Source organism: Micromonospora sp. DT15 (assembly GCF_049841475.1).
Taxonomy (GTDB): Bacteria; Actinomycetota; Actinomycetes; order Mycobacteriales; family Micromonosporaceae; genus Micromonospora.
The window spans coordinates 39821-59877 of record NZ_JBNCKJ010000006.1; the positions used below are offsets into that span (position 1 = coordinate 39821).

Annotated in this window: 23 protein-coding genes and 1 riboswitch; of the genes, 5 read left to right on the forward strand and 18 right to left on the reverse strand. The window is 71.7% G+C overall.

Annotation, left to right across the window (positions count from 1 at the left end):
- Positions 1 to 16: 16 nt before the first annotated feature.
- The 8 genes from pheS to ACLQ3F_RS14865 form a co-directional block, all read right to left on the reverse strand.
- Positions 17 to 1084 carry a phenylalanine--tRNA ligase subunit alpha gene (gene pheS / locus ACLQ3F_RS14830; protein WP_425849378.1) on the reverse strand — a complete coding sequence of 356 codons (1068 nt, stop codon included), beginning with the start codon at positions 1082 to 1084 and terminating at the stop codon, positions 17 to 19.
- 219 nt (positions 1085 to 1303) lie between these two features.
- Positions 1304 to 2101, reverse strand: a complete 798-nt coding sequence (locus tag ACLQ3F_RS14835; RefSeq protein ID WP_425849381.1) for a TrmH family RNA methyltransferase — start codon at positions 2099 to 2101, stop codon at positions 1304 to 1306.
- 83 nt (positions 2102 to 2184) lie between these two features.
- Positions 2185 to 2577 carry a 50S ribosomal protein L20 gene (gene rplT / locus ACLQ3F_RS14840; protein ID WP_030488429.1) on the reverse strand — a complete coding sequence of 131 codons (393 nt, stop codon included), beginning with the start codon at positions 2575 to 2577 and terminating at the stop codon, positions 2185 to 2187.
- A 31-nt stretch (positions 2578 to 2608) separates the two neighbouring features.
- A complete protein-coding gene (gene rpmI, locus ACLQ3F_RS14845; RefSeq protein WP_007458415.1) occupies positions 2609 to 2803 on the reverse strand; it encodes a 50S ribosomal protein L35 in 195 nt (64 codons plus the stop codon).
- Between the two features lie 19 nt (positions 2804 to 2822).
- The gene (gene infC / locus ACLQ3F_RS14850) at positions 2823 to 3473 is read right to left on the reverse strand and encodes a translation initiation factor IF-3 (protein WP_124818759.1); all 651 of its coding nucleotides are present in this window, start codon (positions 3471 to 3473) and stop codon (positions 2823 to 2825) included.
- A 612-nt stretch (positions 3474 to 4085) separates the two neighbouring features.
- Positions 4086 to 4559 carry a PH domain-containing protein gene (locus ACLQ3F_RS14855; RefSeq protein ID WP_355009173.1) on the reverse strand — a complete coding sequence of 158 codons (474 nt, stop codon included), beginning with the start codon at positions 4557 to 4559 and terminating at the stop codon, positions 4086 to 4088.
- Positions 4560 to 4877: 318 nt separating this feature from the next.
- Positions 4878 to 5723 (reverse strand): ATP phosphoribosyltransferase, encoded by an 846-nt coding sequence (gene hisG, locus ACLQ3F_RS14860; RefSeq protein ID WP_030488425.1) that lies wholly within the window; start codon positions 5721 to 5723, stop codon positions 4878 to 4880.
- A gap of 49 nt (positions 5724 to 5772) precedes the next feature.
- Complete coding sequence (locus ACLQ3F_RS14865; RefSeq protein ID WP_030335709.1) at positions 5773 to 6036, reverse strand: phosphoribosyl-ATP diphosphatase; 264 nt, start codon at positions 6034 to 6036, stop codon at positions 5773 to 5775.
- A 133-nt stretch (positions 6037 to 6169) separates the two neighbouring features.
- Between ACLQ3F_RS14865 and ACLQ3F_RS14870 the strand changes: the two genes are divergently transcribed.
- The 3 genes from ACLQ3F_RS14870 to ACLQ3F_RS14880 are packed head-to-tail and all read left to right on the forward strand — an operon-like array spanning position 6170 to position 8622.
- Positions 6170 to 7033, forward strand: coding sequence for an ABC transporter substrate-binding protein (locus ACLQ3F_RS14870; RefSeq protein ID WP_425849384.1), 864 nt, complete (start codon positions 6170 to 6172; stop codon positions 7031 to 7033).
- Between the two features lie 5 nt (positions 7034 to 7038).
- On the forward strand, positions 7039 to 7875 hold the full coding sequence (locus tag ACLQ3F_RS14875) for an amino acid ABC transporter permease (protein WP_425849803.1): 837 nt from the start codon (positions 7039 to 7041) through the stop codon (positions 7873 to 7875).
- 3 nt (positions 7876 to 7878) lie between these two features.
- Positions 7879 to 8622 carry an amino acid ABC transporter ATP-binding protein gene (locus ACLQ3F_RS14880; protein WP_357233466.1) on the forward strand — a complete coding sequence of 248 codons (744 nt, stop codon included), beginning with the start codon at positions 7879 to 7881 and terminating at the stop codon, positions 8620 to 8622.
- Positions 8623 to 8650: 28 nt separating this feature from the next.
- Here the strand turns inward: ACLQ3F_RS14880 and ribH are convergent, their stop codons facing one another.
- From ribH to rpe, 7 genes are all read right to left on the reverse strand, one after another.
- Complete coding sequence (gene ribH / locus ACLQ3F_RS14885; RefSeq protein ID WP_091401939.1) at positions 8651 to 9151, reverse strand: 6,7-dimethyl-8-ribityllumazine synthase; 501 nt, start codon at positions 9149 to 9151, stop codon at positions 8651 to 8653.
- 2 nt (positions 9152 to 9153) lie between these two features.
- Positions 9154 to 10419: a bifunctional 3,4-dihydroxy-2-butanone-4-phosphate synthase/GTP cyclohydrolase II gene (locus ACLQ3F_RS14890; protein ID WP_425849387.1), complete on the reverse strand. Its 1266-nt coding sequence runs from the start codon at positions 10417 to 10419 to the stop codon at positions 9154 to 9156.
- A complete protein-coding gene (gene pnuC / locus ACLQ3F_RS14895) occupies positions 10416 to 11099 on the reverse strand; it encodes a nicotinamide riboside transporter PnuC (protein WP_425849390.1) in 684 nt (227 codons plus the stop codon). The genes ACLQ3F_RS14890 and pnuC overlap by 4 nt, the downstream gene beginning before the upstream one ends.
- On the reverse strand, positions 11099 to 11743 hold the full coding sequence (locus tag ACLQ3F_RS14900; protein WP_396794506.1) for a riboflavin synthase: 645 nt from the start codon (positions 11741 to 11743) through the stop codon (positions 11099 to 11101). Before ACLQ3F_RS14900 ends, pnuC begins: the two co-directional genes overlap by 1 nt.
- A gap of 1 nt (position 11744) precedes the next feature.
- Positions 11745 to 12806, reverse strand: a complete 1062-nt coding sequence (ribD, locus tag ACLQ3F_RS14905; RefSeq protein ID WP_357204697.1) for a bifunctional diaminohydroxyphosphoribosylaminopyrimidine deaminase/5-amino-6-(5-phosphoribosylamino)uracil reductase RibD — start codon at positions 12804 to 12806, stop codon at positions 11745 to 11747.
- Positions 12807 to 12971: 165 nt separating this feature from the next.
- Positions 12972 to 13142, reverse strand: a riboswitch (FMN riboswitch).
- A 78-nt stretch (positions 13143 to 13220) separates the two neighbouring features.
- Complete coding sequence (locus ACLQ3F_RS14910; protein ID WP_425849804.1) at positions 13221 to 14288, reverse strand: GGDEF domain-containing response regulator; 1068 nt, start codon at positions 14286 to 14288, stop codon at positions 13221 to 13223.
- Complete coding sequence (gene rpe, locus ACLQ3F_RS14915; RefSeq protein WP_357204699.1) at positions 14179 to 14859, reverse strand: ribulose-phosphate 3-epimerase; 681 nt, start codon at positions 14857 to 14859, stop codon at positions 14179 to 14181. The genes ACLQ3F_RS14910 and rpe overlap by 110 nt, the downstream gene beginning before the upstream one ends.
- A 254-nt stretch (positions 14860 to 15113) precedes the next feature.
- Here rpe and ACLQ3F_RS14920 point away from each other — a divergent pair, with 254 nt between their 5' ends.
- Together ACLQ3F_RS14920 and ACLQ3F_RS14925 are read left to right on the forward strand one after the other, a co-directional pair.
- Positions 15114 to 16004, forward strand: coding sequence for a septum formation family protein (locus ACLQ3F_RS14920; protein WP_425849393.1), 891 nt, complete (start codon positions 15114 to 15116; stop codon positions 16002 to 16004).
- 82 nt (positions 16005 to 16086) lie between these two features.
- A complete protein-coding gene (locus tag ACLQ3F_RS14925; RefSeq protein WP_425849805.1) occupies positions 16087 to 16977 on the forward strand; it encodes a septum formation family protein in 891 nt (296 codons plus the stop codon).
- 79 nt (positions 16978 to 17056) lie between these two features.
- Here the strand turns inward: ACLQ3F_RS14925 and ACLQ3F_RS14930 are convergent, their stop codons facing one another.
- From ACLQ3F_RS14930 to def, 3 genes are read right to left on the reverse strand one after another with little or no spacing between them, the layout of a single operon-like run.
- Complete coding sequence (locus tag ACLQ3F_RS14930; protein WP_425849395.1) at positions 17057 to 18493, reverse strand: RsmB/NOP family class I SAM-dependent RNA methyltransferase; 1437 nt, start codon at positions 18491 to 18493, stop codon at positions 17057 to 17059.
- On the reverse strand, positions 18490 to 19416 hold the full coding sequence (gene fmt, locus ACLQ3F_RS14935; protein ID WP_357204704.1) for a methionyl-tRNA formyltransferase: 927 nt from the start codon (positions 19414 to 19416) through the stop codon (positions 18490 to 18492). The genes ACLQ3F_RS14930 and fmt overlap by 4 nt, the downstream gene beginning before the upstream one ends.
- A gap of 5 nt (positions 19417 to 19421) precedes the next feature.
- A complete protein-coding gene (gene def / locus ACLQ3F_RS14940; RefSeq protein ID WP_357189739.1) occupies positions 19422 to 19979 on the reverse strand; it encodes a peptide deformylase in 558 nt (185 codons plus the stop codon).
- Between the last annotated feature and the right edge of the window lie 78 nt (positions 19980 to 20057).

Genomic DNA, 20057 nt, shown 5'->3' on the forward strand with positions numbered 1-20057 from the left:
CTCGTACCCGCATCGCCTACGCCCCGGTCCCGAGCGCGCGGCTGAACCGCACGTCGCCCTCGAAGAGATGGCGGATGTCGCTGACCCCGTGCCGGACCATCAGGGTCCGGTCGATGCCCATGCCGAAGGCGAATCCGGAGTAGACCTCCGGGTCGACGCCGCAGGCCCGCAGCACCCGCGGATTGACCATGCCGCAGCCACCCCACTCGACCCACTGCGGGCCGTCACGGTGCTCCGGGAACCACACGTCGAACTCCGCCGACGGCTCCGTGAACGGGAAGTAGTGCGGCCGCCACCGGGTCTTCGCCTCCGGGCCGAACATCGCCCGGGCGAAGTGGTCCAGCGTGCCCCGCAGGTGGGCCATCGTGATGCCCTTGTCGACCACCAGGCCCTCGGCCTGGTGGAACACCGGGCTGTGGGTGGCGTCGATCTCGTCCGTGCGGTAGACGCGACCCGGCACGATCACGTAGATCGGCGGCTTGCGGCTGAGCATCGTGCGGGTCTGCACCGTCGACGTGTGCGTACGCAGCACCAGGCCGGAGCCCTCCGGTGCGATGTGGAAGGTGTCCATCAACCCGCGCGCCGGATGGTCGGCGGGGATGTTCAACGCGTCGAAGTTGACCCACTCCAGGTCGACCTCGGGCCCCTCGGCCACCTCGTAGCCCATCCCGACGAAGAGATCGCTGATCGACTCCATCAGGGTGCTCAACGGGTGCCGGGCGCCACGCGGACGCCGGTCGTAGGGCAGTGTGACGTCCACCCGTTCCTCGACCAGCACCCGCTCGGCCTGCTCGCGCTCCAGCACCTCGGCGCGGTCGGCGTAGGCGGTCTCGATCGCCCGGCGGGCCTCGTTCACCCGCTTGCCCGCGTCCGACTTCGCGGCCGGCGGCAACGCGCCGATCTCCCGGCGCGCCAGGGAGACCGGAGACCGGTCACCGAGGTGCACCGGGCGCAGCGCGGTGAGCGCGTCCGGGTCGGCCGCCGCCGTGAACGCCTTCGTGGCGTCCGCGACAGCCTCGTCCAGGGCGGCGGGGTCGAGCAGGGCGACCTGCTTCGGGTCGTACGGATCGTTGCGGTAGCTCATGGCGTACGGGCACTCCCTCACGGCGGCGCCTGCCCTCGTCGGGGCGGCGAAGCGAGTCTACGGACGCGCGGCTGCGCCGCAGCCCGCCGGTAGGAGTTGCGCAGGGAGCAGGTCAGGCCCGCCGCCCGCCGACACCGGCGGGCTGGCTAAACGAACGCCGTGTCGCGTTCATGGACGGACGCTCTCCCCTGCTGTCAGTCGCGCCGCAGGCGTTCACCCTCAGCGCTGTGCTCTCGCTGAAGCGTACAGGCAGACCGCTGCGGCGGCAGCCAGGTTGAGGCTCTCCGCGCGCCCGTACAGCGGCACCCGCACCGTGGTGTCGGCGGCGGTGGTCAACTCCTCGGGCAGCCCGTGCGCCTCGGAACCGAACAGCCAGGCGGTGGGCCCGACGAGCCGACCGTAATCGGTCAGGTCGTCCAGGTCGTTGTCGCCGTACCCGGTGGTGGCGAAGATCGAAAGCCCGGCGGCGCGCAGCGCGTCGACCACCGCGACCGGGTCGGGGGCGCGCACCACGTCGACGTGGAAGAGGCTGCCGGCCGAGGCCCGCACACACTTGCCGTTGTACGGGTCGACGGCGTCCCCGGCGAAGATCACCGCACCCGCTCCGGCCGCGTCGGCGGTGCGCAGCACCGTGCCGGCGTTGCCCGGGTCGCGGATCTCGGCGAGCACCGCCACCAGCCGGGGCGCACCCGCGAGGGCCTGTTCCAGTGAGACGTCCAGGTGTCGGCAGACGGCCACCAGCCCCTGTGGGGCGACGGTCTCGGTCAGCGCCGCGAGGGCGTCGTCGGTCACCTCGGAGACCGGCACGTCGGCGCGGGCCGCCGTGGCGGCCAACTCCGGGTACCGGTCGAGCGCGGTGGTCGTACCGAACAGTTCGGTGACCACCTCCGGCCGCGCGAGGGCCTCGCGGACCGCCTGCGGGCCCTCGGCCAGGAAACGGCCGGTGGCGTCGCGGTCCCGGCGGCGTTGCAGCCGGCGGGCGGCGACAACCCTTGGGGTACGCGGGGTGAAAGCCATGGTGTGCGCTCCTCCGGCACGATTGAGGCGCCCCCCGAACGGCGGTGCCGACACGGGAGACGCCTCGCTCTGGTGCGTGGGGATCAGGCGGCCTGAGCCGCCGCGCCGCCGGTGCCCTCGGCCGTGACCGCAGCCCGGGCCAGCTCGACGATCGCCGCGAAAGAGGCGGCGTCGTTGACAGCCATGTCGGCCAGGATCTTGCGGTCGACCTCGATGCCGGCCAGACGCAGGCCCTGGATCAGACGGTTGTAGGTCATCCCGTTGGCCCGGGCGCCCGCGTTGATCCGCTGAATCCACAGCTGCCGGAAGTCGCCCTTGCGGTCGCGACGGTCCCGGTAGGCGTACTGCATCGAGTGCAGCACCTGCTCCTTGGCCTTGCGGTACAGGCGGGAGCGCTGACCGCGGTAACCACTCGCGGACTCCAGCAGGGTACGACGCTTCTTCTGGGCGTTTACAGCCCGCTTGACGCGTGCCATCTCAACTCCTAATTACGTAAGGTGGCGCGCGTCAGCGGCCGAGCAGCTTCTTGATGCGCTTGACGTCGGCCTTGGCCAGCACGACCGTGCCGGTCAGCCGGCGGGTCTGGGTGGAGGGCTTCTTCTCCAGGTTGTGGCGAAGGCCGGCCTGCTGGGCAACGATCTTGCCCTTGCCGGTCACCTTGACCCGCTTACCCATACCCGTGTGGCTCTTCATCTTCGGCATGTGGAACGTCTCTCCCCTGTTACTCGCCGCTGGTGTCGGCGGCGAGGCCGGTGTCACCGGCTGCTGCGGTCTCGCTGACCGCCGCGGTCTCATCGGCTTCCGGAGCGGCGGACTCGTCCCCTGCCCGGTCCCGAGGTCCACCGCGAGACGCCGTAGCGGCGACCGCGGAGGCCTTGACGGCCCGATGCGGAGCGAGAACCATGATCATGTTTCGGCCGTCCTGCTTCGGAGCGGCCTCGACGTATCCCAGTTCCGTGATCTCGGATTCGAGTCGACGCAGAAGCCGGTAACCCAGCTCCGGACGACTCTGCTCGCGACCGCGGAACATGATCGTCACCTTGACCTTGTCGCCCGCCTTGAGGAACCGCACCACGTGACCCTTCTTGGTCTCGTAGTCGTGCGGGTCGATCTTCGGCCGAAGCTTCATTTCCTTGATGACGGTCTGCTGCTGGTTACGCCGCGCTTCGCGCGCCTTGAGTGCGCTCTCGTACTTGAACTTGCCGAAGTCCATGAGCTTGCACACCGGCGGGCGCGCCATCGGCGCAACCTCGACCAGGTCCAGATCGACGTCCGCGGCCAGCTGAAGAGCGCGCTCCAGCGGGACGATGCCCACCTGCTCACCCTCTGGGCCGACCAGTCGGACCTCACGTGCCCGGATCTGCTCGTTCACGCGTGGTTCGACGCTGATGGGGCCTCCTCGAGTCGTTTCTGCTCTGTCGCCGACCCCTGCGGCTCCCGGGAGGGAACCGACCCGAAAAGCAGAAGGCCCCGGCGCATGCCAGGGCCCGCTCGACCGGTCAGCACGATCACAAGGATCGCGCATCCGGCACCGGGACATGCCCGGAACCGGTGACCGGACCCGGCCACCGTAGCGGCGACTCGGGTGGGAGCAGGCGCTCCGCTTTCAAGGCTGCCTGCTCGCACGCGGAGACAGCCTGGTCGACTCGACAACACTACACCGGCGCCCCGGCGACCCCCAAACCGGGCACGACCTGCGGCGAGTCACGAGCGCGACCGACCATTGCGCCGCGCCGCCCTGGCGCGCCTGGCGCCGCTTCAAGATCCGCGCACTTTCCCTGAAACTGCTGTGTCAGGGCGCCGGGAGGCAGCAGTTTCAGGGTAGTTGTCCAGATCTTGGCGAGGGGTGCGCGGCAGGCCTGGCCGCTGGGCGGCGACGCGAGGCCAACGGCGGGCGGTTCCAGCCGCGAACCGGCGGGGGCGGTGGGCCGCGAACCGGCAGGGGCGGTTAGGCCGCCAACCGGCGTGGGCGGTGTCGCGAGGGTCAGCGGCCGACGGCGCGTTCGGCGAGGCGGACCTGGTGGGCCTCGTGCAGCCGGCGCAGCGCGCGGACTCCGTCGACGGCCAGCTCCTTGTCGGCGGCCTGCAACGCGACCATCGGCAGCAGGTCGTCATCGTGCAGCTCCAGGCTGGCCCACGGCGCGCCCCGGTCGAAGCGGACGCCCCGGACAACCTCCCAGGGCAGCTCGTAGGAGCTGATGACGTTGCGGACCCGAATGCTCCGGGCGTCGGCCTCCACCCGGGGACGGGTGAACAGCAGGAAGCCGAGCGCACCGAAGATGCCCAGGCCGATCATGGCGATCTGGTCGCCGCGCTGGAAGCTGCCGTAACCATCGCCGGTCGGGCCACTCAGCGAGGTAGCGACCAGAGCGAACACCACCACCAGAGCGGCCGCCGCCGACCAGCAGACCACCCGGATGCGGCGGGGCTTCAGGCGGACCAGTTCGGTTTCACTCACCCCACCAGTCTGCCATCCGCGCCCGGTCATCGAACGCACCACCCGCCGAGCCACCGCCCCGAGCCCACCACGGCCAGCCAGCCACCTCAAGATCGTGCTCGATCCAGGATCCAGTGGCCTCCGTCGAGATCGAGGCCACTACATCAATGATCGAGCACGATCTTCCGCGTCCAGTCAGCCCCAGGGCACCCGCCGCCGCGTCGATCATGGAGTTGTGGTGGTGGACGTAAGGAGCGAAGGCGGCTGAAACGGCCACCACAACTCCATGATCGACGCCAGCTGGGTGGGGGGCGCGGGGGGCGTGGGGGCGTGGGGGGGTTAGAGGCGGCAGGCGTGGATGTTGGTGACGAGGATGGCGCGGGCGCCCAGTTCGTACAGCTCGTCCATGATGCGGTGCACGTCGTCGCGGAGCACCATGGCCTGCACCGCCACCCAGCCCTCGCGGTGCAGCGGCGACACGGTGGGCGACTCGATGCCCGGGGTGAGCCCGCTGGCCCGGTCCAGCAGACCGGCCGGCACGTCGTAGGCGAGCATCACGTAGCGGCGTGCCACCAGCACACCGTGCAGACGGCGCAGCAACTGCTCGGCCTGCGGTTGCGCGGGTGCGCCGGCACGCCGGACCAGCACCGCCGACGAGCGCAGCAGCGGCTCGCCGAAGACCACCAGGCCCGCCTGGCGCAGGGTCGCGCCGGTCTCCACCACGTCCGCGATCACGTCGGCGACGCCGAGGCGTACGGCGTTCTCCACCGCGCCGTCGAGGCGGATCACGTCGGCCTTGACGCCCACCTCGCCGAGGTGCCGTTCGACCAGCCCCGGGTACGCGGTGGCGATGCGGTGGCCGCCCAGCTCCTGCACGGAGGCGATGTCGTCGGGGCGGGCGGCGAAGCGGAAGGTGGCCCGGCCGAAGGCGAGGTCGACGACCTCCTCGGCCGGCGCGGCCGAATCGATCAGCAGGTCCCGGCCGGTGATCCCGAGGTCGAGGTCACCGGAGCCGACGTAGGTGGCGATGTCCTTCGGACGCAGGTAGAAGAATTCGACGTCGTTGGCCTCGTCCCGGCAGACGAGGTCCTTGGGGTCGGTGCGCTGGCGGTAGCCCGCCTCGCGCAGCATCTGGGCGGCCGGTTCGGCCAGGGTGCCCTTGTTGGGAATGGCGACACGCAGCATGACGGAGTGCTCCTTCGATCCGGTTGGCGATCAACAGGGGTGGGGGCACTCACAGATGTCGGTAGACGTCCTTGAGCTCGAGACCGCTGGCAAGCATCAGCACCTGGACCTGGTAGAGCAGCTGGGAGATCTCCTCGGCGGTGCGCTCCGGCCCCTCGTGCTCGGCGGCCATCCACGACTCGGCCGCCTCCTCGACGACCTTCTTGCCGATGAAGTGCACGCCCTTGTCCAGCGCGGCGACGGTGCCCGAGCCCGGGGTGCCGGCGGCGGCCTTGGCCTGCAGCTCGGCGAACAACTCCTCGAACGTCTTCACAGGGAACGATTCTTCCAGCCACCCCGGCGGCACCCCACGTCCGGGTCTGCCGAAATCCAGTAAGCGGACAATTCCCTACCAACATGGTGGGACAATTGTCGATCGATGCTCATGGAGCTCTACGCTGTCCGCCATGGCCAGCCGCTCACGTCTCCTCGCGCTCACCGTCGCCGGTGCCGTCGTCGTAGCCACCGCCGGGTGCGCGCCACAGGACGAAGACCCGACCCCCACTGTCACCGCAGCGCCGTCCTGCGCCAAGGACAGCCTACCCACGCGTACGCCGGGCAAGTTGACCATCGCCACCGACCAGCCCGCGTACGAGCCGTGGTTCGCCAAGGACAAGCCGGACAGCGGTGAGGGCTTCGAATCCGCTGTCGCGTACGCGGTGGCCGAGAAGCTCGGCTACGCCCGCGCCGACGTCACCTGGACCCGGGTCAAGTTCGACACCGCCATCGCGCCGGGGCCGAAGGACTTCGACTTCGACATCAACCAGTTCTCCATCACCGACGAACGCAAGCAGGCTGTCGACTTCTCCGCGCCGTACTACCTGGTGCGGCAGACCGTCATCGCGTTGAAGTCCTCGAAGATCGCCGGCCGGAAGTCGCTGGCCGAGCTGCGGGACGCCCGGCTCGGCGCGCAGGTGGGCACCACCAGCTACCAGGCGATCACCGACGTGATCAAGCCGGCCGCCAAGCCGCAGGTCTACAACAGCAACGACGATGCCAAGAAGGCCCTTCAGAACGGGCAGCTGGACGGTCTCGTGGTCGATCTTCCGACCGCCTTCTACATCACCGGCGCGGAGATCACCGACGCCGTGATCGTCGGGCAGGTGCCGCAGGTCGGTACGCCCGAGGCGTTCGGGTTGCTGCTGGACAAGAACTCACCACTGACCTCCTGCGTGAGCGGGGCGGTCGGTCAGCTCACCACCGCGGGGACGTTGAAGGAGCTGGAACAGAAGTGGCTCGCCCAGGTGGCGGGGGCGGCCGAGCTGCGGTGACGCTTCTGGATCGGGTGCCCTCCCAGGCGCAGCTGCGGCGGTCGGCGTACCGACGTCGGCAGACCGTCTACAGCGTGCTCGTCGCGGCGTCCTCGACGGCGGCGCTCGGCACGCTGCTGGTGCTCGCGGTGACCGGAGCGCCGGGCTGGGACCGGGTCCGGCGCTCGTTCCTGGATCCGGAGATCGCCCGCGACGCGCTGCCGACGGTGCTGAGCGGGCTCTGGCTCAACGTACGGCTGCTGGTCTGCTGTGCGGTCGGCGCGCTGCTGCTCGGGCTGGTGCTCGCCGTGCTGCGGACGCTGCGCGGGCCGGTCTTCTTCCCGGCCCGCGCGCTGGCCGCCGGCTACACCTACACCTTCCGCGGACTACCGCTGATCATCGTGCTGTACCTGCTCACCCTCGGCGTGCCGGGGCTGCGGTTGCAGGGCATGCCGCCGGTGCTGGTGCTGGGTGGGATCGCGTTGGTCCTCACCTACGGCGGCTACCTCGCCGAGGTGTTCCGGGCCGGCATCGAGTCGGTGCACTCCAGCCAACTCGCCGCGGCCCGCTCGTTGGGCCTGACCCACCGGCAGACGATGCGGCACGTGGTCCTGCCGCAGGCCGTCCGCCGGGTGGCGCCACCCCTGCTCAACGACGTGGTGGCGTTGCAGAAGGACGTCGGGCTGGTCTCGCTGGCCGGGCCGATCGACGCGGTCCGCGCCGCGCAGATCGCCACCGCCCAGACCTTCAACTACACGCCGTACATCGTGGCGGGGGTGCTCTTCGTGCTGCTCGCGATCCCACTGATCGCCGTCACCGACTGGGTGACGCTGCGCGCGGCCCGCCGACAGTCGGGAGGCTGATCCATGGCGTTGCTGCGCTGCCGGGGCCTGCGCAAGGAGTTCGGCGGGCACGCCGTGCTCGACCAACTCGACCTGACCGTCGCCGAGCATCAGGTGGTGGCCCTGATCGGCGCGTCCGGGTCCGGCAAGTCGACCCTGCTGCGCTGCGTCAACCTGCTCGACGAACTCGACGACGGCACCATCGAGTTGGACGGGGAGGACATCTCCGATCCCCGGGTGGACCCGGACCGGGTCCGGCGGCGGATCGGCATGGTGTTCCAGGCGTACAACCTCTTTCCGCACCTGAGCGTGTTGGACAACATCACCCTCGCGCCGCGTCGCGTACACGGGCGGGGCCGGGCGGAGGCCGAGGCGCAGGCCCGGGAGCTGCTCGACCGGGTGGGGCTCGCCGCCAAGGCGGACGCCTACCCGGACCGGCTCTCCGGCGGGCAGCAACAGCGGGTGGCGATCGTCCGGGCGCTGGCCAACTCACCTCGACTGATGCTGCTCGACGAGGTCACCTCCGCGCTCGACCCGGAGCTGGTCGGCGAGGTGCTGGCGATGATCCGCGACCTGAAGGCCGACGGCATGACCATGGTGCTGGCCACCCACGAGATGGGCTTCGCCCGGGACGTCGCCGACGAGGTGTGCTTCCTCGACGCCGGCCGGGTGGTCGAGAGCGGCCCGCCCGAGCAGGTGCTCGGCGAGCCGACGCAGCCTCGTACCCGACAGTTCCTGCGCCGGATCATCGAGGCCGGCCGCCTCTGAAGGCGGGCCTTCAGAGGCGGCAGAGGCGTCAGCCGCCGAAGCCGACCCGTTGGGCGTTGCCCGCCGCCACCGTCCGCACGGCCAGCGCCGCGTCGAGCGCCGCCACCGTGGCGGCCCAGCCCTTGTCCTCCGCCGAGCCGGGCAGACCGGCGCGGTCACGGGCCTGCTCGATGGTCTCCACTGTCAACACGCCGTGCGCCACCGGCTTGCCCTCGTCCAGCGCCACCCGGGTCAGCCCGTCGGTGACCGAACGGCAGACGTAGTCGAAGTGGGCGGTGGACCCACGGACCACCACGCCGAGGGCGACCACCACGTCGCAGCGGCGGGCGAGGGCCTGCGCGACCACCGGCAGCTCGACCGAACCGGCGACCCGGGCGACAACGGAACGCGCGCCGCACGCCTCGGCGGCGGCCACCGCACGCTCCAGCATGTGGTCGGTCAGCTCGCCGTGCCAGCGGGCGGCAACGACCCCGACGGTCAGCCCCGCAGCGTCGACCGCCTCGACTCCCGGCTCACCGAAACCCGCCATCGTCATGCTCCGATCTCGTCGTTGGCGACCGGACGCCCCAGCGGCGCCTCGGAGACCTCGTCCAACTCGTCCAGCAGGTGACCCATCCGGTCCCGCTTGGTGCGCAGGTAGCGCATGTTCTCCGGGTGCGCGCCGGCCGGCAGCCCCTCGCGGCCGGTGATGGTCAACCCGTACCCCTCCAGGCCGGCCCGCTTGGCCGGATTGTTGGTCAGCAGCCGCATCGACCGCACGCCCAGGTCGTAGAGGATCTGCGCGCCGGTGCCGTAGTCGCGGGCGTCGGCCGGCAGGCCCAGGTCGAGGTTGGCGTCGACGGTGTCGCGGCCCAGGTCCTGCAACTGGTACGCCTGCAGCTTGTGCAGCAGGCCGATGCCGCGCCCCTCGTGCCCACGGACGTAGAGCACCACGCCCCGGCCCTCCTGCCCGACCCGAGCCATTGCGGCGTCCAGCTGCGGTCCACAGTCGCAGCGCAGCGAGCCGAACACGTCCCCGGTCAGGCACTCGGAGTGCACCCGGACCAGCACGTCCTGGCCGTCACCGATGTCACCGAGCACCATCGCGACATGTTCGGCCGGGTCGTGCTCGGCGCGGTAGCCGAGCGCCCGGAACACCCCGTGCTTCGTCGGCATCCGGGCGTCGGCGACCAGCTCGACCTGCTTCTCGGTACGCCGGCGGTAGGCGATCAGGTCGGCGATGGTGACGAGCGTGAGGCCGTGCTCGGCGGAGAACTTCTCCAGGTCCGGCAGGCGCATCATGGTGCCGTCGTCGTTGACCAGCTCGCAGAGCACGCCGGCCGGACGCAGCCCGGCCAGCCGGGTCAGGTCGATCCCCGCCTCGGTGTGCCCCGGCCGGCGCAGCACCCCGCCCTCGCGAGCGCGCAGCGGCACCACGTGGCCGGGGCGGGCCAGATCGGTCGGGTCGGTCGCCGCGGCGGCGAGGAGCCGGCTGGTGTGCGCGCGGTCGGCCGCCGAGATGCCGGTGCTGACGCCCTCGCGGGCGTCCACCGTCACCGTGTACGCGGTGCCGCGCCGGTCCTGGTTGGTGTGGTGCATCGGCGGCAGGTCGAGCCGGTCGGCTTCGCTCTCGGTGAGCGCCACGCAGACGTAGCCGGAGGTATAGCGAACCATGAACGCCATCAGCTCCGGCGTGGCCAACTCGGCCGCGAAGATCAGGTCGCCCTCGTTCTCCCGGTCCGCGTCATCGACCACGACGACCGGCCGGCCGGCCGCGATGTCCGCGATCGCCTGCTCGATATCCCCAAAGCTGGTCATGCGACGGCCTCCCGGTAGATGGGCTTACGAACGGTGGCCGTGGCGCGGGAGGTGCGCCACCAGGCGGCGAAGCCCCAGACGCAGAGGGCGCCGTAGATCAGGTACATGACGGCCGAGGGGTAGAACCCGCCGCGCAGCAGCAACGGCACCCCGACCGCGTCCACAGCGATCCAGAGCAGCCAGAACTCCACCCAGCCGCGGGCCATGCCGTACGTGGCCAGCAGGCTGCCGGTGAGGATCCAGGCGTCGGGCAGCGGGCCCCACGAACCGAGGGCCTTGAGCAGCGGGTACGCCGCGGCGGTGCCGACCACGGCGGCCAGCAGCATCATCAGCCGCTCCCGCCCGGTGGCCCAGCGCGGGACGACAGCGGCCTGCCCGGAGTCGCCGCGACGGTTGCGCTGCCAACGCCACCAGCCGTAGACGCTGACCGCGAAGAAGAACACCTGCCGGCCGGCCTGCCCGTACAGGTCGTGCTCCTGCGGGGTGGCGAACACGCCGCCGAGGAAGACGGTGAGGAGGAGCGCGTTACCGACCATGCCGACCGGCCACGCCCAGACCAGCCGGCGCAACCCGAGCAACGCCGAGACCAGCCCGAACGCGTTGCCGACGATCTCCCTGGCCAGCACCGGCGACCCGGCGACGTGCACCTGGGCGTCCAGCAGCCAGCTGAGCGGGCCCATCAGGCCACCCCGCCCTGGTCCGAGGCCAGCCCGCGGGCGTCGGCGTGGGTGAGCCGGTCGCCGAGCAGCCGCTCGACGTACTTGGCCAACACGTCGACCTCCAGGTTGACCGGGTCGCCGACGCCTTTCGCGCCGAGCGTGGTCAGCTTGAGCGTGGTCGGGATCAGCCCGACGGCGAACTCGTCCGCGCCGACCGCGGCGACTGTCAACGAGACACCGTCAATGGTGATCGAGCCCTTCTCCACCACGTACCGGGACAGGGCGGCGGGCAGCCGGAACCGGACCGTCTCCCACTGCTCGGCCGGCTCCCGGGAGATCAGTTCACCGACGCCGTCGACGTGGCCCTGCACCAGGTGCCCACCGAGCCGGCTACCGAGCGCGGCGGCCCGCTCCAGGTTGACCGGGTCGCCGGGGCGCAGCGCGCCCAGCGCGGAGCGGCGCAGCGTCTCCCCCATCACGTCGGCGGTGAAGACACCGTCGGCCACGTCCACGACGGTCAGGCAGACACCGTTGACGGCGATCGAGTCGCCGTGGCGGGCGTCGGACGTGACCAGCGGGCCGCGTACGCCCAGCAGCGCCGAATCGCCTGCCGTCGGCGCCACCCGGACGATCTCGCCCATTTCCTCAATAATGCCGGTGAACATCTCAGCCCTCCCTTTTCCGGGGCAAAGCAGTGATCCGGAGATCCGGACCGATCTGCGTAACGTCGACGAACTCCAGATCGATGGCCTCGGCGATGGTGGTCACTCCCGCGTCGACCAGAGCCGTCGGGCCGGCGCCGAGCAACCGCGGCGCGACGTACCCGACGATCTTGTCGACCAGGCCGGCCTCCAGGAACGCGCCAGCCAGCCGGGGGCCGCCCTCCAGGAGCACCGCGCGGACCCCGCGCTGGTGCAGCGCCGCGAGCAGCGCCGACAGGTCGACCCGGCCGTCCGGGTCGGCTCCGACCTCGTCGGCGGTCGCGATCCAGGTGCGTGCGGCGCCGTCGCGGACCTTGGCGTCAGCCGGTGTACGCCCCGAGCTGTCCACCACCACCCGCAGCGGCTGCCGGATGGCCAGGCTGCCGTCGCGCAGGTTGCGGGCGGTCAACCGGGGGTCGTCGGCGAGCACGGTGCCCACCCCGGCGATGACCGCGTCGACGGTGCCACGCAGCGCGTGCACGTCGATCCGGGCCGCCTCCGAGGTGATCCACATGCTGGTGCCGTCCGCCGCGGCGGAGCGACCGTCGAGCGTGGCGGCGTACTTCCAGATCACGTACGGCCAGCCTCGGCGCATCGAGGTCAACCACGCGACGTTGCCGGCCTCGGCCTCCTCGCCGCGTACCCCCAGATCGACCCGGACCCCGGCGGCGCGCAACGTGGCGGCACCCCCGGAAGCGACCGGGTTCGGGTCGGGTACGGCGATGACCACCCGGCCCACCCCGGCCTGGACGAGCGCGGAACTGCAGGGGCCGGTGCGCCCGGTGTGGTCGCAGGGTTCCAGAGTGACGATCGCGGTGCCGCCCTTGGCCCGCCGCCCGGCCTGCGCCAGGGCGACGATCTCGGCGTGCGGCCCCCCGGCGTACGCGTGGAATCCCTCGCCCACGACCTCGCCGTTCTCGTCGAGGAGCACGCACCCAACCACGGGGTTGGGGCTGGTGGTGCCGAGCCCGCGCGCCGCCAACTCGATCGCACGCCGCATCGCCTCATCAACGGAGACGCTGGCCATCGCGCTGCCCCTGCCCTCTCACTCGCCGTCCGCGCGCTGGCGGTCAGGGAGGCGGTGGCCATGGGGCCACGGGCAGGCGGTGGCGGATTCCGGGAACGGCACAGCCGCCCCGGGGGGTCGGCACGGCACGCTGAAGCCAGCGGCCGGCTCGGACCCGTCCGTCCCGCGCGCTGTCTCCCATCCGGACTTTCTGGGCGCGGACGAACCGCCCCCAACCGTCGGCCCCGGATTTTCACCAGGTCCACCGGACGGCAGAGCCGTCCGGGTCGCGGGCTGACCACGGTCAAACCGTGGATCACCGCCGGTTCGGAATTTCACCGAGTCCCGCCAGCGCGTGGTGGGTACACGGGAAGTCTTACACGCCGATCCGCCTCCGTCGCCACCTAGGCGAGCTACTTCACAGCGTTATCACGCTCAGGTGACGCCTCGACGCCGGTCCACCGCCACGTACGAGCCCGGTTGACTCTTGGCCACCGTCTTCATCTCCGAGGCCACCGCGATCGCTTCGAGCGGGTCGGTGAACCGCTTGCCGGCGTCGGAGAGGGACACCCCGATGGAGAGCGTGACCAGGGCCGCCCGCCGGATGTTGCCGCGTCGATCCTTCAACTCGACGAAGCCACGCTCCCGGTCGGTCTGGTCGTAGAGCGTGTCGGCGGCGTTCTCGAAGTCGACGACCGCCCGGGACGTCAGTGGGCGCACCTGGTCCGGGGCGCAGACGATGACGAAGTCGTCGCCACCGACGTGACCGAGGAAGGCCGGTGGCAGCCCGACGCCCACCACCGCCCGGTGCAGGCTGCGGGCCAGCGCGGAGATGAAGTCGTCGCCGCGCACGAAGCCGTACCTGTCGTTCACGCTCTTGAACCGGTCGATGTCGACGTAGCCGACGGCGTAGTCCACGCCGTTGCGGACCCGATCGCTGATCTCCCGACGGATCCGGCTGTTGCCGGGCAGCCCGGTCAGCGGGGAAACCTCCCGGAACTCCTTGTTCCGGCGCAGCGTGGACGAGACCCGGGCCACCAGCTCGGCGGTGTCGAACGGCTTGACCAGGTAGTCGTCGGCGCCGGCGCTGAGCCCGTGCACCTTGTCGACGGTCATCCCCTTGGCGGTCAGCATGATCACCGGAAGGGCGGACGTCATCGGGTCGGCGCGCAACCGGCGGGTCAGCTCCAACCCGTCGATCCGGGGCATCATGAGGTCGACCACCGCCAGGTCCGGCCGTTGGCGCTCGATGACCTCCAGGGCCTCCTGGCCGTCGCTGGCGTGGATCACCTCGAAGCCGTGCAGCCGCAGGTTGAACTCGACGAACCGGGCGATGTCCTCGTCGTCGTCCACGACGAGAATGATGTCCTTGCGGTCGGCCTCGGGCTCCACCTCAGGCCCCGGGCGCCGCGCGTTCCGCCAGTGCCCGCAGGTGCCGTACCGCCTCCGCCGGGTCGGCGGCCCCGTACACGGCGGTGCCGGCCACGAACGCGTCGGCGCCAGCCGCCGCCGCCTGCTCGATGGTGTCGGCGGCGATCCCGCCGTCCACCTCGATGCGCAGCTCCAGGTGCCCGGCCGACGCGTGCCGCCGGGCCGTCCGCACCTTCTCCAGGAGCTGCGGAATGAACCGCTGCCCACCGAAGCCCGCCTTGATCGTCATGATCAGCAGGGTGTCGAAGCTGGGCAGCAGGTCCAGGTAGGGCTCGATCGGGGTGTCCCGGTCGATGGCCAGGCCCGCCTTCGCGCCTGCCGAGCGCAGGTCCTTGGCGAGCGCCACCGGGTCGTCGGACGCCTCCGCGTGGAAGGTGACGTTGTACGCCCCAGCGTCGGCGTACCCGGGGGCCCACCGGCGCGGGTCCTCGATCATCAGGTGCACGTCGAAGGGCATCGCCGTGACAGCCCGCAGGCTCTGCACCACGGGCAGCCCAATGGTCAGGTTCGGCACGAAATGGTTGTCCATCACGTCGACGTGCAACCAGTCCGCGGCGTCCTCGACGGCACGGACCTCTTCGGCGAGGCGGGAGAAATCGGCGGCCAGGATGCTCGGCGCGACGATCGGCGGCGGTACGGTCACGGGGCCAGTGTACGAACGTGGCCACCCGCCACCCGCATCGCGGCACCTTTGGGGACGCCCTGTGACCCAGCAGTGACCATTGGTGCAGAATTGGACGCTCCGGGCCCCCGAATCCGGACGAACAGATATCAGCCACTGGCCGATCGACGGAAACGCGACGACACTCCAACCGGGACGGTGCCGTAAGCTGCACGCCCGCCGGGGTCTCGCCGCGGGGCGCGGCGACCGGCCGCCAGCTCCCGGGAGGGCGGACGATGCGACGGTGGCTTCCAGCGCTGGCGCTGGCCAGCGTCACGACGATGCTGCTGGCCGGCTGCGCGCCGGCGCGAGGCGCGGACGGTGATCTCACCGACGACTGGCCGACGCTGCGGGTTCCGAAACCATTCACCCCCGCCACCGACACCTGCCTGCCACGGATCGCCACTGTCGTGCAGGCAAGCACGTACGAGACGGTGGACTGCGCGCGCAACCACCTGGCCGAGGCCATCCACGTCGGCACCTTCGTCGGGCCCGACGCGCTGACCGAGACCCGACCGGAACCCGGATCGCAGGCGCTGCGCACGGCTCGCGCCGAATGCGACCAGCGGGCCCGGGAGGTGCTCGGCGGCGACTGGCACACGGCCCGACTCGCGCTGTCCCTCGCCTTGCCGTCCGCGCCCGCCTGGGCCGGCGGCGCCCGCTGGTACCGCTGCGACCTCAGCGAGACCGGCAGCATCGACAACACCCGCCCGGTCAACCGCACCGGCAGCCTGCGCGGCGCGTTGATCGGCGACACGCCCCTGACGCACCGCTGCTTCGACCCCAAACTGATCGGCGACAACCTCAACTACATGGCGCCGGTGCTCTGCACCGAGCCGCACCGCGCCGAGTTCGTGGGCGTCTACGACGAGCGGGACATCAGCTGGGCGGAGTTCGCCAAGTCCGCCGAGCAGGCGCACCGGCGCTGCATGGCGCTGATCGCCGAGTACGCGGCGGTACCCAACAACAGCGAGCTGCCGTACCGGGCCGGGTCCATCTACTACCCGCCGTCGCAGCGGGAGTGGGAGGAGGGCGACCGTGGGGTGCGCTGTTTCCTGTGGAGCGACGACCGCAAACTCACCCGCTCGATGCGCGACGTCGGCCCGGAGGGACTGCCCGCGATCTGAGCATCGGTGCCGTATGCTGCTGCGCCGTGGCGCAATCGACCGGCTGGGTCCGGTCGGAGGCCAGCAGCGGCGGGAGGTCGGGATGCGACGGTGGTTGGCGGCGTTCGCCGGGGGTGGGGCGCTGGCCCTGGCGCTGGCCGGTTGCGGCGCACCCGCCGGAGTCGACAGTGACCTCACCGACGACTGGCCGGCGCCTGTCGCGGCGCAGCAGTTCGTCCCCTCCGCCGACGTCTGCCACCAGAGCTCCCAGCAGGTCGGCTTCCTGACCGGCTACAACCCGACGGCGTGCACCGAGGCACACCGGGTGGAGACCATGCACGTGGGCACCCTCACCGGTCCGGGCGCCGAGGCCGGCACGCCCCCGCAGCCCGGCTCGGCCGGCATGCGGGCCGCGCAGACCGGGTGCGACACGGCGGTCAACAAGGCGGTGGGGGCCGACTGGCGTTCCGGGCGGCTCGGCCTGACCGTCGTCCTGCCGTCGCCGCAGGCCTGGTCGGGCGGCGCCCGCTGGTACCGCTGCGACGTCACCGAGATCGCCAGCATCGACGACACCGCTGTCGACCTGCGCACCGGCAGCCTCCGGGGCGCGCTGTCCGGGCCGGCCCCGCTGGCGTACCGCTGCTTCAACCCGAAGCTGGTCAAGGACGACATCGACGAGATGGTGCCGGTTTCCTGCACGGCCAAGCACCACGCCGAGTTCGTCGGGGTCTGGCAGGCGCCGGACACCAGCTACGCCGAGTTCACCCGCGGCACCAAGCGGACCCACCGGGCCTGCCAGACGATGATCGCCAAGTACGCCAAGGTTCCGGACAACTCCCAGCTCGACTTCCGCGCCGGCACGATCTACTACCAGCCGTACGAGGAAGAATGGCGCAACGGGAACCGGGGCGTGCAGTGCTTCCTCTGGATCTCCGACCGGAACCTGACCCGCTCGATGAAGAACGCCGGCACCAAGGGCCTCCCGGTCACCTAGGCCTGCGGAAGCCCGGTCGCGCAGAGGGTGAGCGCACGCGTCCGGCCGGTCGGCTGACCGGCCGGACGCGTGGAACGGATCAGCCTCGGCGCAGGACGGCGAGGAACATCGCGTCGGTGCCGTGGCGGTGTGGCCAGAGCTGCACTGTCGGCCCGTCACCGAGACCGGGCATGCCGGCCGGCAGCAGCGGGCGGGCGTCCACGAAGTCCACCGGAACCCCGCTACGGCGGGCCGCCTCGGTCACCGTCACGTGCGTCTCGACGGTGTGCGGCGAACAGGTCACGTAGGCGACCAGGCCACCCCGGCGGACCGCCCGCAGCGCCGCGCCGAGCAGTTCCCGTTGCAGCCGGGTCAGCGGCGGCAGGTCGGACGGCTGGCGACGCCAGCGTGACTCCGGCCGACGACGCAGCGACCCCAGTCCGGTACACGGCGCGTCGACCAACACCCGGTCGAAGTGCTGCTCCGGCAGTTTCGGGTCGCCACCGACCTCACGGCCGTCCATGGTCAGCACGGCCACCGGCAGGTCCCGGGTCGCCAGGGAGACCAGCCGAGCGCGGTGCTCGGCCACCTCCACAGCCGTCACCCGGGCACCCCGCTGCGCGGCCAGCGCGCCGAGCAACCCGGCCTTGCCACCCGGGCCGGCGCACAGGTCCAGCCAACGTCCGTCCGGGCCGTCCAGCGGCGCGTCGGCGAGCGCGGCGGCCACCAACTGGGAGCCCTCGTCCTGGACGTGGGCCCGGCCGTCGACCACCGCCGGGATGTCGCCCGGCGAGCCGCCGGGAAGATAGACGGCGTACGGCGAGAAAGCACCGGGCGCGCCGCCGACCTGGTCGGCCAGCTCGACCGGGTCGATCAGGCCGGGCCGGGCCGCCAGGTGCACCGGCGGGCGCTCATTGTCCTCGATCAGGAGGCGCTCCGTCTCACCCAGATCGCCACCGAGCGCCTCGGAGAAGGCCCGCACGATCCACTGCGGGTGGCTGTACGCCAACGCGAGGTGCCCGACCGGGTCGGTCTCCCTCGGCGGTGCGAGCTTCGCCACCCAGGCGTCCGCGTCACGGGTGGACACCTCGCGCAGCACCGCGTTGGCGAAACCGGTAGCGCCCGGTGCGACCGAACGGACCAGGTCCACAGTCGACGAGACCGCGGCGTGCGGCGGCACCCGGGTGTGCAGGAGCTGGTACGCCCCGAGCCGCAGCGCGTCGCGTACCGGCGGGTCGATCCGGGCCACGTCCCGGCCGGCCGCGTCAGTCAGGATCGCGTCCAACGTGCCCAGGTGGCGCAGGGTGCCGTAGGTCAGCTCGGTGGCGAAGGCCGCGTCCCGACCGAACAGCCCCTCCTCCCGCAGGATGATGGGCAGCACCAGGTTGGCGAACGCGTCGTCCCGGTGCACCGCCGCCACCGCCTCGTACGCGGCGCGGCGCGGCCGGTCCATCGGTGGCCGGACCGGGCGGCGGTCCCCGCCACGGCTGGTCGACGGGCCGGAGCGCGTCGGTCGGGTTCCCTCCGGTGCCGTCACGCGAAGTCCTCTCCAGTGCCGACCCGGACGCCGCGCGCCCAGTCGGTCGCGTTCATCGCCCGCTTGCCCGCGGCCCGGACCTCGCCGAGACGTACCGGCACTGTGGCCGTGCCGGCCAGCACCCGGGACTTCTCCACCAGCAACTCCCCCGGCTTGAGCTCGGGGCCGTCGGGCACCGGGACGACCGGGCCGAGCTTCACCCGCTCGTCGCGGAACGTCGTCCAGCCGCCCGGCGCGGGCGTGCAGGCCCGGATCCGCCGGTCCACGGCGAAGGCCGGGTCGCTCCAGCGCACCCGCGCGTCGTCCACTGTCAGCTTCGGTGCCAGCGACACCCCGTCGGCCGGCTGCGGCTCGGCGCGGGCGGTGCCCTCGTCGATCGCGTCGAGCACCGCCACCAGCAGCCCGGCGCCGGAGTCGGCGAGCCTTCCCAGCAGGTCCCCGGAGGTGTCGGTGGCGCGGATCTCGTCGGTCAGCGTGCCGTAGACCGGGCCGGTGTCCAGGCCCTCCTCCAGCTGGAAGACGCTGGCCCCGGTCAGCTCGTCACCGTGCAGCACGGCGTGCTGCACGGGCGCGGCGCCACGCCAGGCGGGCAGCAGGGAGAAGTGCAGGTTGATCCAGCCGTGCCGGGGGATCTCCAGGGCCGCCGGCGGCACCAGCGCGCCGTAGGCGACCACCGGCACGCAGGCCGGCTCCAGCTCGCGAAGCCGGTCGAGGAACTCCGGGTCGCGGGGACGGGCCGGGGTGAGCACCTCGACGCCGTGCTCGTCGGCCCACTCGCCGACCGGTGAGCGGGACAGGCCCCGTCCACGCCCGGCGGGCGCGTCGGGCCGGGTGACAACGGCCACCAGCTCGTGTCGGGAGGCGGCGACGGCGGCCAGGGCGGGAACGGCGACGGCCGGCGTACCGGCGAAGATCACGCGCATCCGGGTCAGCGCCCCAGACCGAACGGGTCGCTGATGTGCGGGCTGAGCTTGACCGTGGGCGGGGCCGCCGCGTCGTACCACTCGGCCTGGCGGATCGCCTTCATGGCTTCCTTGCGCCCCTCCGGGTCCAGTCGGTCCAGGAAGAGCACCCCGTCGAGGTGGTCGGTCTCGTGCTGCACGCAGCGCGCCATCAGGCCGGTGCCGACGATCTGCATCGGGTCGCCGAACGAGCTGAAGCCCTTGGCGATGACGTTCTGCCGACGCTTGGTGTCGAAGTAGAGCCCGGGGATGGACAGGCAGCCCTCCGGGCCGTCCTGCTCCTCCTCGTCGGGGAACTCCAGCACCGGGTTGATCAGGTGCCCGAGGACGTCGTCGACGTCGAAGGTGAACACCCGCAGGCTCACACCGAGCTGCGGCGCGGCCAGGCCGGCGCCGTTCTGCTCACGCATCGTGTCGGTGAGGTCGGCGACGAGCCGACGTAGCTCGGCGTCGAAGTCGACCACCGGATCGGCCGGCGTGCGCAGCACCGGATCCCCAAACAGACGGATGGGCTGGACGGTCACGCGGGACGGCTCCTTCTTCGAATGGACGAGCGGTGCCGTACCAGTCTACGGAGTGCCCGGCCGGACGCCGGGCGGCGC